The following is a 14,197-nucleotide window of genomic DNA, read 5'->3' as shown; positions in this document are numbered from 1 at the left end:
AAATAAGCTAGCCCTTGTTTAAAAATAGATTACACTAGAAAAATAATAACTTGTAATGTCAACCCAACCATTATTTTCAACGTTATATAGAGTATGAACTTGTTAATAATGGTGGGGATCCAATGACAGGATTTTCCATCTCTATGGACTCAGCACCCAAACAGTCTCGGACAGAAACACCAAGTGCTTTAAAAAGCACGGCCGAACTGCGTCTAAAAAACTTCATGAATGAAGTTACAGGACGTGCTTTAGTCATGATGGAAAGTGCAACTCAGGGGCATCATGGAATTGCAATGGATTTGGTACAAGAGGCATTTATCTCTTTACATAAGTCCTATTCAGACAAAACTACAGATGAATGGTATCCCCTTTTTTACACCATTTTAAATAACAAATTACAAGATTGGCGCCGTAAAGAAGCACGTCGAGCACAACCCTTTTCTTTTTTTAAGAAAGTTAGCTTAGACGATGATGATATCGAACAACTCGATATTGTTGATGAAAGTACGCCCAATCCTTTTGATTTTTTAGATCAAGCACTTAGCGCCGAAGAAATACAAGAAGCCATTGCTCAGCTACCAACACGCCAGCAGCAAGCTTTTATGCTTCGAGCATGGGAAGGTTTTGATACTAAAACCACTGCACAAATTATGAGTTGTACAGAAGGTAGTGTGAAAACTCACTATCACCGTGCAATTCAAGCTTTACGCTTAAGTTTGTCACATATGAATCCATATAAAGGAGGATCATCGGAATGAAACAAGATGATTTCTTAAAACAAGTTTCTTCTAAACTTGATGGACTCGCACAGCATCATCAAAATAAACCTGCTGTGATGAATCATGTTTTGGAAAAAATCCAAGATAAAAAATTATCTAGATACGGCTTTTTCAAAATGTCTGGATATGCCCTAGCAGCAGCAATTACAGGATTTGTTGTTATTCCTAATGCTTTAGACATTTCAAATCAACCTGAAAGTCAGGCAATTGTGACGCCAAAACTCTCTCCACAAATGGTTGAAGATTTGGAAATGTTAATGGTGATGGGCGAGGATAAAGTTCCACATGGTAGCTAAAAAAAGATTAGTTCTTACCTTTTGCATACTTGGCTTTTTACAAACAAGCTTTGCTGGTTTTGATCGTTTTTGGATTTTGTCTAAAGATGCAGATACTCAAATTGGTGAAACTTGGGACAGTATGAGTGATGAAGAACAACAAGCACTGATTAAGCGCTACCAATCTTTAAATAAAGAACTACCTGAATCTGCCCGTAATTCATTACAACAACGCATGGATTGGTTTAGTCAACTTCCCGATGCAGAGAAACAGCAAATGCGTGAAGCTTGGCAAAAAATGAGCACGCAAGAGCGTAAAGAATTAAGCCAACGTTTACAAAAAGCTGAACCTGAAAATCGTGCGCTTATTCGTGACGAATATATTCAAAAATATAAGACAATTTATAATAATTAAAAGTTTTGCTAAAAATGCTGCAAATAAAAAGGTCTCAATTGAGACCTTTTTTAATATTAAATTTTTTAATACTAAATTGAACTATGAATCATATTCATCAATGAGTGCATAAATTTGACGAATATTAGAACCACTCAATTTAGTTTTTTCGCCTTTTAATAGCTGAATTAATTTATCTATCAATTGCAATAAAACCGAAGTTTGATGCGGACCATGTGCCAATAAATGATCAACTATCTGCTGATCCATATGCACACCACGGCGTTCTAAAATTGAATTTACTAAAGCAAGTCGATCTGCAAATAAACTTCCACTAGGAACTTTCACACTCACAGCCTGAGTTAAGCGTGATTGCAAATCTGGAAGTTCTAATTTCAGTTCAATTGGGGCAAATCTTGAGGAGAAAACAAGCTGACCACCCATTTCATCACTATAGTTAATTAAATGAAATACCGCACGTTGCCAATGCGGTACGCCACTAATGGCTTCAATATCATCTAAAGCAACTAAGTCATATTGATCAAGCGAGGTAATTGCTTCTGTTGGCGCATCTAACAGTTCAAGCAATGAAACATGAATTGCAGTTTTACCAATTTCTAAATAAGAGTCGCATATGGCAGAAAGCAAGTGACTTTTCCCTGTACCAGCCCCGCCATATACATAGAATCGATTCAAAAGACCTGCATGCAATTGTCTTACAGCATCTACAACATGCCCCCAACCCGGACCCGAAAAATCACTAATTCGGGCATCAAGTTGTGGTTCAATGTCTAGCTGCAATTGACGCATAAATATATTATATCCTTAAGAATCTTTATTATCTGAAGCTTCAATATTACCCGATTTTTCACTCTCATGCAGTGCTTTTACTTGAGGCTTTTTCAGTTCTATATCTACATCAATTTCTTGTGTTTCTATATGAATAGAATCTGTCTGCGCATCTTGTGAAACAGCAACTAATGGCTGATACATTTGGCTGTGTTCGTAGTAATCTCGAAGATGCTTTAACAAGACAACAATTACCGCAGCAACAGGTAATGCAAGTAGCATCCCTAAGAAACCTGCGAGCTGTGCACCTGCCAATACGGCAAAAACAACAGCAACTGGAGATAAACCAATTTTATCGCCCAATAAAAATGGTTGAAGAATATATCCTTCTACAGCTTGACCAATCATAAAGACAATAGCAACGAGTAAGAGCTGCATCCAATCCATACCAAATTGGAAGAATGTTGCAACTGCTGCGGCAATAATTCCAACAGCAAAACCTAAATAAGGAATAATACTTGCAAGTCCTGCAACCATTCCAATAATCAGACCAACTTCCAAGCCAATTAACTGCAAACCTACAGCATAAATCACGCCTAAAAGGAACATAACAAGGAACTGTCCTTTCACAAAGGCACCCAAAATATTATGGCATTCACCTACTATTTTAAGTGTCGATTTTTCATAAGGACGAGGAATTAAACGGCGTAAATTTTCAAGCATTTTGTCCCATTCTAATAGGAAATAGAATGTGATAATTGGAATTAAAACAACCGTCCCTCCCACTTGAATAAAACTCAATCCAGACTGGGCTAATCGAGCAATAACACTTTGAAGACTATCTGCACTATAGTTTGTTTGGATATATTCCATGACAGCAGCAGAAATTTGATCTACATCTAATTCCATTGGCACCAAATCGAATGTTTCTGATGACCAAGGCAAAAATGTATAATTAACCCAGTGAATTCCGGCAGGAATACTCGATTTTGCATACATTAACTGTTGCCAAACCAGCGGAGCTAAGTACCACATTGCCCAAGTCACAACGAGTCCTATTCCTATAAACACCACACTAATTGCTGCCCAACGTGGTAAGCCAACTTTATGAAGCTTATCTACCAATGGGCTAAATAAATATGCAATTAAAAATGCACCAATAAATGGAATGAGCACGGGCTTTAATAAATATAGAACCCAAAGAAGTAATGCAATGCCAACAAGGATAAAAATACGACGTAAGGTGCGATCTACCATAGGAACTCGCCTTTTTTCAGTATATTCATTATAGAAAAGTAAAATATTTCGATAAAGATAACATTTTAAGGAATAAATAACATAAGAGTTTCGTATATTCAGGTTATAATCCCCGCGCGAATGCGGAGACTTCAATATGAGCAACTCAACTTCTACCCCAAACACTGGTTTAAGCTACAAAGATGCAGGTGTCGACATTGAGGCGGGCGACGCTTTAGTCGATCGTATCAAATCTGTCGCTAAGCGCACTGCACGTCCTGAAGTAATGGGCGGTCTAGGTGGCTTTGGCGCACTTTGTAAAATTCCTAAAGGTTATGAAGAACCTGTTCTTGTATCTGGCACAGATGGTGTTGGTACTAAATTACGTTTAGCATTGAATTTGAACCGTCATGACACAATTGGTCAAGACTTGGTTGCAATGTGCGTAAACGATCTTCTCGTGTGTGGTGCAGAACCATTATTCTTCCTTGACTACTATGCAACTGGTCACTTAAATGTTGATGTTGCTGCAAATGTGGTAACTGGTATTGGTGCTGGTTGTGAACTTGCAGGCTGTGCATTGGTTGGCGGTGAAACTGCTGAAATGCCAGGCATGTATGAAGGCGAAGATTACGATCTTGCAGGTTTCTGCGTAGGTGTAGTTGAGCAAAGCAAAATTATTGATGGCTCAAAAGTTAAAGCGGGCGACGTTTTAGTTGGTGTTGCATCATCTGGTGCTCACTCAAACGGTTACTCACTGCTTCGTAAAATTTTAGACGTTAAAAACGTAGACCTTACTCAAAATGTAGATGGTCGCCCTCTTGCAGATGTTGCAATGGAACCAACACGTATTTACGTTAAATCTATTCTTGAACTTCTTAAACACGTAGATGTTCACGCAATGGCGCATATTACTGGTGGCGGTTTACCTGGTAACCTTCCACGCGTATTACCAAATGGCGCACAAGCAATTGTGAATGAGTCATCTTGGGAATGGCCAGAATTATTCAAACTTCTTCAAAAAGAAGGTCGTGTTGAACAATTCGAAATGTACCGCACATTTAACTGTGGCGTAGGGATGGTTCTTGTTGTAGATGCAAATGAAGCTGACAAAACTGTTGAATTACTTAACAGTCTTGGTGAAAAAGCATGGGCAATGGGTCACATTGCAGAAAATGCTGAATCAGTTGCAGGCGCTGACGAAAAAATCCGTGTGATTTTCGCTTAATAGATATCTCATGATTAAAATTGCTGTACTTGTTTCAGGTAGTGGTAGCAACCTTCAAGCCTTGATTGATGCAAATCTATCAGGGCAAATTGTTGGTGTTATTTCTAACAAGCCTGATGCATATGCTTTAGAACGAGCAAAAAAAGTTGGTATTCAAACAGCAGTTATTGAACATAAACAGTATCCTACTCGTGAAGCTTTTGATGCCCTAATGCATCAACAACTTCTAGATTGGAATGTTGATTTAGTGATTCTTGCTGGTTTCATGCGAATTTTAAGTGCCAAATTTGTGCAGTCTTGGGAAGGGAAAATGGTCAACATCCACCCTTCTTTATTGCCAAATTATAAAGGCATGCATACGCATAAACGTGTATTAAATACAGGTGATGTATTTCATGGATGTACAGTTCATTATGTAACTGCTGAACTTGATGCAGGTCAAGCACTGGCTCAAGGCGTTGTAAAAGTAGCGCATAGCGATACAGAAATTACGCTTGCAAATCGTGTACATGAACTTGAGCATATTATTTATCCTCAAGTTGTTGAATGGATTTGCACAGGAGCGTTAGAACATACTTCCAATGGTGTGATTTATAGAAATCATCCAATGAAAGAGCCTGTTCAATTTTGTAAGTTCTAAAAATTAAAATCATAAAAAAACGCATCCTCGGATGCGTTTTTTATTTTAAGAATTAAGTATTTTGTTTAATGAGATCTTTCAACATTTGCGCAACTTCAATAGGTCGCTCAAGTGGGAACATATGCCCCCCTTTTTCGATCCTAAAAGGAATACCAAATTTCTTCTGAGTAATTTGTGGGAATTTACGTGCTAAGAATGGTCCATCTTCCGCAATTACTAATTGCACTGGAACTTTTGGTTTTGCTTGTGGCAACCACCATAAAGATGGATTGGTACGAAATATTTCCACTTCATCTTCACGTGAAATTGTCAGTTCAACACCACCACGAAGCACATCATCTTTCAAAGCATATTGAATATAGGCATTAAAACAATCTGCATCGAAATGTTGATAAAAACCTTTCGGACGTAATAACTCAGCAGCTTGCTCACGCGAATCCCAATGATCACGACGACGCTTAGAGAGCCCCGCTGGAGACATTTTATCTAAAGCTTTTAGTTTAAGTAGCTTTGCAATATGAAAAGCAAAACCATCTTTACCGACAATTAATGGCGGATCCAACATAATCACTTGTTCAAATAATTCAGGACGTTGTAATGTTGCCTGAAAAGTAAGAACCGAGCCCAATGAATGTCCTAAGCCAATCACTTTACGACCATTTGCTTGACGAATAATGCTATCAATAACTTGTTGAGTTAAACTTTTCCAGTGATTATCAATTGGATAACGCTTATCTGGCCCAAGTAATGGCACATAAATAATGTCGTAATCATCTTTCAGTGCATCAAACATTTTTTGATACACCTTAGATGGCACGCCATTCGCGTGCGCAAAATGAATTAATGGCTTCATTGAATTTTCGCACTTTGCTCAGTTTGAATTTGCTTAGACAAAGAAGTTGCAAATCCCTCACCAATAGAAGCTCCCATACGATCTAAAATGGAATCGAATGGACTATGCTCAATGGTGTAGTCTAGAGCTGTATCAATTTTTAAATCACGTTTTAGTGTATTCAAACTACCTGCTTTATCTGCAAGACCCAATTGAATTGCCTGCTCACCTGTCCAGAATAAGCCTGAGAAAATTGCAGGATCTTGCGATTTTAATTTCGCACCACGACCTTCTTTTACAGCATTAATAAAGTGATTATGAACATTATCTAGTACACCTTGAACATGCGCTTTTTGTGCTGCATCTACAGGTTGTGTCATCGACAATAATGCTTTGTTCTCACCAGATGTCATGGTTCTATCTTCAACACCAAGTTTTTGTAGTAATTGATTTACACCATAATTTGGCATAATTACACCAATTGAACCCACAAGACTTGATGGATTTACAATAATCTCATCTGCTGCAGAAGCAATATAATAAGCACCTGAAGCACCTGTATCGCCAATTACTGCATAGATCTTTTTATCTTTATATTGTTTTTTCAGATATTGAACTTCTTGCCAAATTTCATCTGACTGAACAGGAGAACCACCGGGCGAGTTGATATTCAAAACAACCGCTTTACTATTTGTATTTTCAAATGCTTTTCGTAATGATTTAATTGTATCGTTACTATTCACACTTTGTTTATCTGCCGCAATTGTTCCAACAATATTAACAACTGCAATATGTGGTTTTGATGTTGGCGCAGACGCAGTATTTGTACTACAGCTTTTCCCCATAATCACCAACAGTAAAAAAATATAACCAAAGGTTAGAAATTTAAAGAAAATTCCCCAACGACGTGCTTTGCGTTGTTCATCAACAGACACCAAAATTACCTTTTCGAGTAACTTCCATTCCTCACCCGTAGGTTGTTGCTGAATTTTCTGATTCTCTTCCTGTGGTTTTGGTGGCCAATCCGACATAAAAACATTCCAAAATTTATTAATATTGCCAACATTATATACAATGATGGCGCGTTCTATATTTATACATCACAAATTCCCTTATAATAATTGAAATCTTTTCATGCTTTGATGCGTTCTACAAAATCTAAGACCATGGCTCATAAAAATTCAAATTTTTCACGTTTAATTAATTTTGTAAGCCGCCAACCTTTGAGCGTTGCTCGTTTTACAGCAAAAATTTTAGCTTTATTGGTAAACACTTTTAAGTTAACCAAAACTGCGCATATTATTCGCTTGAATTTAGCAATTGCATTGCCGCATCTGAGCCAAATTGAAAGAAATAAAATTGGTCAAAATGCGATTCAAAATGAAATGATTTCATATTTTGAGTTTTTTCATATTTGGGGCGCAGAGAATCAAAAGAATATAAAACGTATTAACCAAGTTCATAATGAACATTTATTTCATAATGCACTTGCTGAAAATAAAGGTTTAGTTTTAGTTATGCCGCATTTTGGCACATGGGAAATCATGAATGCGTGGCTTGCTCAACACACCCAAATGACCATTATGTATAAACCTATTAAAAATAAATCTGCAGATGATTTTGTTCGTAGTGCACGTAGTCGAGATCAATCTGTATTAGTACCAACAGATGAGTCTGGTGTACGTCAAATTTTTAGAGCGCTGAAACAAGGTGGTACAACGGTTATTTTACCCGATCACTCTCCTGATCATACAGGTGAACTTGTTCCTTACTTTGGCATCCCTTTGTTTTCAAGTAATTTAAGTGCAAAACTCATTCAAAAAACTAAAGCTGCAACATTATTTATGTACGCACTTCGAAATGAAAATAGTTCATTTGATATTTTTATAGAGGAAATTGATTCTGCAATCTATTCACTTAATGCAGAACAAGGTACTGAAATTATTCATAAAGCTATTGAATCCTTAATTACTAAAAACCCAGAAAACTATCATTGGAGCTATAAACGGTTTAGTGCAAACCCTGCATTAAGAAAGGTTTATAACATTTCAACAGATGAAGCTTTGGCATTGGTAGAAAAAGTACGAAATAACGAGATTAATCACTAAAATCTCTTTTTAGCCACAGTCTTATATCTCGCTGTTTATTAATTTCTACATCGTTATTTTGATGCTGTAAAAACTGGATGGTTCCATCATTAATTGTACTTAATACAGGTATATTTAATTCTCTCAAGCGTGCTTTTACAATTTCACTTGGGTGACCATAACGGTTATTAAAACCTGCTGAAACAATCGCAATTTCCGGCTGTAGTTTTTCTAAAAAAGCATAAGAAGAACTATGTTGACTACCGTGATGCCCAAGCACAAGAACATCTACTTTTAAATGTGGATAATCCTGTAAAATTGCATATTCTGTTTCCCAGCCTGCATCGCCCATTAGTAAATAGTTTTGATATTTTTTTGCATTCAAAACTTGAACATATAACACACAGGAATTTTCATTTTTATTGTATTTTGCCAAATCTAATTGTTCTTCTTTAGGCGAAAGAACTTCAATTTTTACATGATGATTAATATTAAAGTTTTGACCTTTCTTACAATATTCAAATTTTGAATTTGGCAATACTTCTACTTTCTCATTTGAATAAACTTGCTCAAATTTCACCTTGTTTTTCAAATAATCAAATGCACCACTATGATCTTGATCCAAGTGTGTTAAAAACAAATAATCTATTGTTCTCACCCCATTTACAGATAAAAATGGCTGAATAATCTGCTGACCTACGCTAAATTTAGTTTCATCATAATATCCACCTGTATCTACCATTAAAGTTTTGTTTTCACTACGAATAAAAATAGATTGCCCTTGCCCTACATCTAATACTGAAAGCTCAAATAGATAATTTTTATTGTCACTCCAAAGCAGTGGAAATAAACAAATTCCTGCCCATGCTTTTGGCATAAGCCCCTGTGGTGAAAATAGAATAATCAGCGATAAAATAATACAAATCATGCTCCAAAAATTCATAGCAACAGGTATTAATTGTGGATGAAAAATTTGATCAATACTTTCCATCATAAACAGCAGCAAACCAATACAAAGATTATTTATTTGAAAAAAAAGCTGACTTAATGGTTCGAATAAAAAGTAACTCATCCCCGCTAAAACATCTAAAGGCACAATAACCAAACCAATAAATGGAATTGCAAAAAGGTTACTTAATGGTGTAATCCAAGCGATTTGTTTAAAGAAAATAATCATGAGTGGAAATAATGCGATAAATATTTTCCACTGAGATTCGACTAAAATTTTAAGTGCACTTATGCTCTTTTGTAGTAACGATTGCTGTTCGAAGTTCTGTTCTTGTATTGTTTGATAGATTCTTAAAAGCACAAAGCATGCGCCATAGGACAACCAAAATGCGGCTGACAAAATACTAAAAGGATCGAATACTAATAATAACGAAGCACTTAAAAGCAATAAACTTAAAGCTTTAATTGGATATTTAAATAAAATCCACACACTCGCAAGTAAAGTAACAAGCAAAGTCCTTAATGCGGGAATTTCAAATCCTACATATGCACAATATAAAAATACACAACTTAAAAATGGAAAAATCAGTAAATATTGCTTCGGAATTTTCAAATAAATTTTAGGACAATATTTACGAATTATTCGATGCATTAACCAACACATCATACAAGCAAAAATAAGTACATGCGGGCCAGATATTGCAAGTAAATGGCTCATTCCAAAACGCTGAAATTGTTCTTCTATTTGCTTATTCAAAAAGCTTTCATCGCCTGTTAAAAGTGCAAGCGTTAAGCCCTTATGTTGTATTGGTTGTTTCTGAATAAAATATCGAATATCTAAACGTTGAAGCTCCACCCATCTTTTAAATTTTGCTGTAAAACTATTATTTTTCTTTATATAAGATGCATACCCTAACGCCTTTACTTCATCTTCAGATATAAGCTCAACATGCTTAATCTGAAAATTTCCCATCCAATTTTGCTGGATATACCATTGCTCAATATCAAAAACACCTGCTGTTGCATAACTATGAATAGGCGATGCTTTGCCTTGTAGCCGATAATATTGTCCTATTTTAAGTGGTTCATGCTGTTCAATTTTAAGTGAACTGTTCCAAAGAACTGTTTTTTCAAATTGATTGAGTACAACCAATTGCTGCTGAATCGTTTCTGGCTTTAACTGGTTAATTGAATTAACAGCAACAATAATTTCAACTTCATTGCTTTGTTGTACGCGATATTTCAAACGTTCCATTAATTGATCATTCGAATAATTCAGACCAATAATGCATGCAATAAAAAATGCAAAAACAGCATTTAATAAACGTAAAACAATAGCTTTTATTCGTAGATGGACTACAAACAAAAAAATAAGAAGTGCAATTAAAAGATAAAAACTGATTGAGGAAAGTTGTAAGTAATTTTCAATATTTTTGCCTAAAAAACTAATGCCGAATATCCATCCTGCACAAATCATTTGAATCATTATTATTAGCTGTATTTTAATTATTATGCGCAATAATAAAGCCCACCTAAGTGGGCTTCAAGGTTACTTGTCGTATTTCTACAATTATTCGTTTACCCAAACACCATCTTGCATATGCAAAATTTTATCGGCAGATTGAGCAAGTGCTTCATCATGCGTCACAATCAGCATTGCCATATTAAACTCATTACGTAAATCGCTTAATAATTCGAAAATCTTAACCGCTGTTTTACGATCTAAGTTACCTGTTGGTTCATCTGCAAGCATTACCGCAGGCTTAGCAACCAATGCACGCGCCATAGCAACACGCTGACGTTCACCACCCGAAAGTTCACCCGGCTTATGTGTTAAACGATGAGACAACCCCACTCGATCTAACAAATATTCTGCCTGCTCTTTTACTTTTTTATAGCTTGTACCATCACGCAGCATTAAAGGCATTGCAACATTTTCTAAAGCGGTAAATTCAGGTAATAAATGATGGAATTGATAAACAAAACCTAAATGTAAGTTTCGCTGAAAACCACGTTCAGATTCGCCTAAATTATCAAAACGCTGTCCATTTAAAAATACCATACCTTCTGTTGGGCACTCTAAGCCTCCTAACACATGCAATAAAGTACTTTTACCTGAACCACTTGAACCAACAATAGAAACGAATTGACCTTCTTCAACTTTTAAATCTAAACCACGGATCACTTCAACTGTGGTTTTACCATCAGTAAAGTGCTTCGATACATTCTTCGCTTCAAGGACTACTTTATTCATAACGTAATGCCTCTGCGGGTTGAATTTTTGCAGCACGTAAAGCTGGGTAAATGGTTGCTAAGAAGCTTAAAATTAAAGATAAGCTCACAATAACCACAACATCTTGTAATTTTAAATAAGATGGCAAATAGTTAATGAAATATGCATCAAATAGATTTAAGCCAAATACGCTACTAATCCATCCCACAATACTACTAATACTTGTTGCTAAAATAATCCCTAGAATTGCACCAGAAACAGTACCAATAACACCAATAACTGTTCCTTGAACCATAAAGATTTTAGTAATTGTGGCAGGTGAAGCACCTAAAGTTCTTAAAATAGCAATATCAGATTTTTTATCGGTAACAACCATCACCAATGAAGACACAATATTAAATGCTGCAACCAATACAATAAGGAATAAAAGCAAGCTTACCATTGCCTTTTCCATTTGAATTGCACTAAACAAATTACCGTGTGTAAATGTCCAATCTGAAGCATAAAAATTAGATGGCAAATCACGCACTATTTCATTTGAAACAATCGGTGCTTGGAAAATATCATCTAGCTTCATGCGTACGCCTTGAGCGCCATCTGGAAGGCGTAAAAGTGTTGAAGCATCATTGAGTGCGATGTAGCCCATCATTGAGTCAACTTCTGCGCCAATACTGAAAATACCCACAATTTTAAAGCGTTTGAAACGTGGCACCACACCTGCTGGAGATGGCGTAGCTTCTGGTAAAACCAGGGTCACGTTATCATTTAGACCTAAGCCTAATGAATCTGTTAATTGCTTACCTAAAACAATACCAAATTCACCCTTTTTTAGGCTATCGATACTGCCATCTACCATATGGTTTTGTATGATAGAAACCTTCTTTTCATACTCAGGTTCTATGCCTGTAACCATAATGCCAGACACTTGCCCTTGTGCTGTTAACATCCCCTGTAATTGCGTGAAAGGTGCTGCACCTGTCACATGTGGATGTTGCTCAATTTTTTTTGCAAGTTCAGGCCAATCTGTTAATATTTGGGTTGAAGAAACAGTAGCTTGCGGTACCATACCCAAAATACGATCTTTTAGTTCCCGATCAAAACCATTCATTACAGAAAGAACTGTAATGAGTACGGCAACACCTAAGGTAAGGCCAATCATTGAGACCAAAGCAATAAAAGAAATAAAATGGTTACTGCGCCGTGCGCGAGTATATCTCAACCCTATATATAGCGAGATTGGTTTAAACATACCATCAAGTCCGAGGTAAGATTATGGAAAAATTTCAGCATCAACCAGGTCAAAATGACCGTCGTGTAATGTCGCGTATCGATGCTGCCTTGAGGGTCAACTATCAGGTCATTTCTGAACATGTTGCGCTAAACGACCCTTATGATCCTAATTTTGTGTTGCCACGTTATTTTCTTCTACTTGCAGAATTAGATCAGTTTGATCTTGCTTTAGACCACGAAATAGAACAAATATCTGAAAAAGATCAACAGATTGCACGCATATTATCTTTATTTAATCAAAAGTTAAACCTCATCACAGGTACTTTATACGATGCAATTGTACAATCCTTGTTACCAGTGCCTGCAAATGTGAATATATCTGAAGGTGGTCTTAGCTTCTATTCAGATCATTTAATTGCAGAGAATACTTATATTCATATTACCTTAAGTCATCCAGATAACTTCTTCCATATTGCAGCAATTGCGCAAGTAATTCATTGCCGCGAAGAAGATAACGGAAAATATAAAACTGGTGCTTATTTTATTACTTTATTGCCTCAAGATCGAAGCAAATTAAGTGAAGCTTTAGAGATTATGCACGCACAACAAAGCTGAACTAGTCTCTAGATTCAGCTTTTTTATTCGTACGGCTTTGCATAAAATCTTTATAGAAATAGACTGATAAACCTGTGAGTAAAACGATTGTTCCTAAAAAAATCATGCCTGTGAGTTTTTCATTATTCAATAAAGCGCCAAACATCAATGCGAGTAATGGCGTCATTACTGTGGTTAATGACAATGTTGTCGCTTTAATATTCTGTACCAATTTAAAATAACAAAACATTGCAAGTAACGAAGCCATAATGACCGCATAAAACAAACCAACTAAAGATTTTGTACTTGGAATATGTGTGGGTGCGTACTGCCAAATAAACGGCAACAAAAACAAAGCAAAAATACTTGAAACTATAATAGAACCTGAAGCCTGAGCCATAGGTTCAAGCGGTGCATTAATTTTTTTAATCCAAAAAATAGACATGCAATAAACAAAAACACTGATCAGCATTAAAACAATGCCTATAGGCTGTATATGATGATCGCTCCCCCCCATACAAATAATGCTTAAACCCAGCACTGCAATGCACATACCTATCCATTGCATACGGTGTAAACGAATATTAAATACGAAGCGCCCAATAAGCCCTGCCATAATTGGTGCTAAACCAAACATCAGCGCAATAATGCCCGAACTTAAATAATCTGTTGCCAAATAAGTAAAAATTTGCGAACCAATAAAACTAAAAGCACCTGCAATATAGCTATGAATAGAAATTGCATTGAATTTTAAATTTACTTTTAACAATAAGAGCAAACCCAAAGACAAAGGCAATGCAATAAAAAAACGCAAAGCTAAAGCCCATAAGTTGTGAATGTCTGAAACACTCCAAACTATGGCAAGAGGTGTTGTCGACCATATGAATATAAGTAACACATAAGTCGACATTAAGTTCGCTTTAGACGGAATC

15 protein-coding genes are annotated in these 14,197 nt (G+C 36.1%); 7 read left to right on the top strand and 8 right to left on the bottom strand.

Going from position 1 to position 14,197, the window contains the following annotated elements:
* The first annotated feature begins 143 nt into the window (after positions 1-143).
* Genes SKM54_RS06110 through SKM54_RS06100 form a run of 3 tightly spaced genes read left to right on the top strand, consistent with a single transcriptional unit; the run spans position 144 to position 1,469 of the window.
* The gene (locus SKM54_RS06110) at positions 144-758 is read left to right on the top strand and encodes an RNA polymerase sigma factor (RefSeq protein ID WP_321088056.1); all 615 of its coding nucleotides are present in this window, start codon (positions 144-146) and stop codon (positions 756-758) included.
* A complete protein-coding gene (locus SKM54_RS06105) occupies positions 755-1,075 on the top strand; it encodes a hypothetical protein (protein WP_321088007.1) in 321 nt (106 codons plus the stop codon). Before SKM54_RS06110 ends, SKM54_RS06105 begins: the two co-directional genes overlap by 4 nt.
* Complete coding sequence (locus SKM54_RS06100) at positions 1,065-1,469, top strand: DUF3106 domain-containing protein (protein WP_321094712.1); 405 nt, start codon at positions 1,065-1,067, stop codon at positions 1,467-1,469. Before SKM54_RS06105 ends, SKM54_RS06100 begins: the two co-directional genes overlap by 11 nt.
* Positions 1,470-1,550: 81 nt before the next feature.
* Here SKM54_RS06100 and hda read toward each other — a convergent pair whose 3' ends face one another.
* Positions 1,551-2,258: a DnaA regulatory inactivator Hda gene (hda, locus tag SKM54_RS06095; RefSeq protein ID WP_321088005.1), complete on the bottom strand. Its 708-nt coding sequence runs from the start codon at positions 2,256-2,258 to the stop codon at positions 1,551-1,553.
* Between the two features lie 15 nt (positions 2,259-2,273).
* Positions 2,274-3,494 (bottom strand): chloramphenicol efflux transporter CxpE, encoded by a 1,221-nt coding sequence (cxpE, locus tag SKM54_RS06090; protein WP_154772742.1) that lies wholly within the window; start codon positions 3,492-3,494, stop codon positions 2,274-2,276.
* 136 nt (positions 3,495-3,630) lie between these two features.
* On the opposite strand from cxpE, the gene purM reads away from it, so the two are divergent.
* Positions 3,631-4,701: a phosphoribosylformylglycinamidine cyclo-ligase gene (gene purM / locus SKM54_RS06085; RefSeq protein WP_154772741.1), complete on the top strand. Its 1,071-nt coding sequence runs from the start codon at positions 3,631-3,633 to the stop codon at positions 4,699-4,701.
* Between the two features lie 10 nt (positions 4,702-4,711).
* Complete coding sequence (purN, locus tag SKM54_RS06080; protein ID WP_154772740.1) at positions 4,712-5,341, top strand: phosphoribosylglycinamide formyltransferase; 630 nt, start codon at positions 4,712-4,714, stop codon at positions 5,339-5,341.
* A 52-nt stretch (positions 5,342-5,393) separates the two neighbouring features.
* Here the strand turns inward: purN and SKM54_RS06075 are convergent, their stop codons facing one another.
* Positions 5,394-6,194, bottom strand: coding sequence for an alpha/beta fold hydrolase (locus SKM54_RS06075; protein ID WP_321088002.1), 801 nt, complete (start codon positions 6,192-6,194; stop codon positions 5,394-5,396).
* Positions 6,191-7,204 (bottom strand): signal peptide peptidase SppA, encoded by a 1,014-nt coding sequence (gene sppA, locus SKM54_RS06070; RefSeq protein WP_154772738.1) that lies wholly within the window; start codon positions 7,202-7,204, stop codon positions 6,191-6,193. The genes SKM54_RS06075 and sppA overlap by 4 nt, the downstream gene beginning before the upstream one ends.
* 135 nt (positions 7,205-7,339) lie before the next feature.
* On the opposite strand from sppA, the gene SKM54_RS06065 reads away from it, so the two are divergent.
* Positions 7,340-8,281: a lysophospholipid acyltransferase family protein gene (locus SKM54_RS06065; RefSeq protein ID WP_154772737.1), complete on the top strand. Its 942-nt coding sequence runs from the start codon at positions 7,340-7,342 to the stop codon at positions 8,279-8,281.
* On the opposite strand, the gene SKM54_RS06060 is transcribed toward SKM54_RS06065, so the two are convergent.
* The 3 genes from SKM54_RS06060 to SKM54_RS06050 all read right to left on the bottom strand — a co-directional run bounded on the left by SKM54_RS06060 (position 8,271) and on the right by SKM54_RS06050 (position 12,690).
* The gene (locus SKM54_RS06060; protein ID WP_321094710.1) at positions 8,271-10,694 is read right to left on the bottom strand and encodes a DNA internalization-related competence protein ComEC/Rec2; all 2,424 of its coding nucleotides are present in this window, start codon (positions 10,692-10,694) and stop codon (positions 8,271-8,273) included. The genes SKM54_RS06065 and SKM54_RS06060 overlap by 11 nt on opposite strands.
* Before the next feature lie 84 nt (positions 10,695-10,778).
* Complete coding sequence (locus SKM54_RS06055) at positions 10,779-11,462, bottom strand: ABC transporter ATP-binding protein (RefSeq protein WP_154772735.1); 684 nt, start codon at positions 11,460-11,462, stop codon at positions 10,779-10,781.
* Positions 11,455-12,690, bottom strand: a complete 1,236-nt coding sequence (locus SKM54_RS06050; RefSeq protein WP_154772734.1) for a lipoprotein-releasing ABC transporter permease subunit — start codon at positions 12,688-12,690, stop codon at positions 11,455-11,457. The genes SKM54_RS06055 and SKM54_RS06050 overlap by 8 nt, the downstream gene beginning before the upstream one ends.
* Positions 12,691-12,713: 23 nt before the next feature.
* Between SKM54_RS06050 and SKM54_RS06045 the strand changes: the two genes are divergently transcribed.
* Positions 12,714-13,286, top strand: a complete 573-nt coding sequence (locus SKM54_RS06045) for a PilZ domain-containing protein (RefSeq protein WP_154772733.1) — start codon at positions 12,714-12,716, stop codon at positions 13,284-13,286.
* A 1-nt stretch (position 13,287) separates the two neighbouring features.
* Here the strand turns inward: SKM54_RS06045 and SKM54_RS06040 are convergent, their stop codons facing one another.
* Entirely contained in the window at positions 13,288-14,196 is a 909-nt protein-coding gene (locus SKM54_RS06040) for a DMT family transporter (protein WP_171501274.1), read from the bottom strand.
* Position 14,197 lies beyond the last annotated feature (1 nt).

It is taken from the genome of Acinetobacter faecalis (assembly GCF_034187745.1).
Taxonomy (GTDB): Bacteria; Pseudomonadota; Gammaproteobacteria; order Pseudomonadales; family Moraxellaceae; genus Acinetobacter; species Acinetobacter faecalis.
The sequence above is the reverse complement of the archived record's forward strand: the minus strand, read 5'-3'. Positions and strand labels throughout refer to the sequence as shown.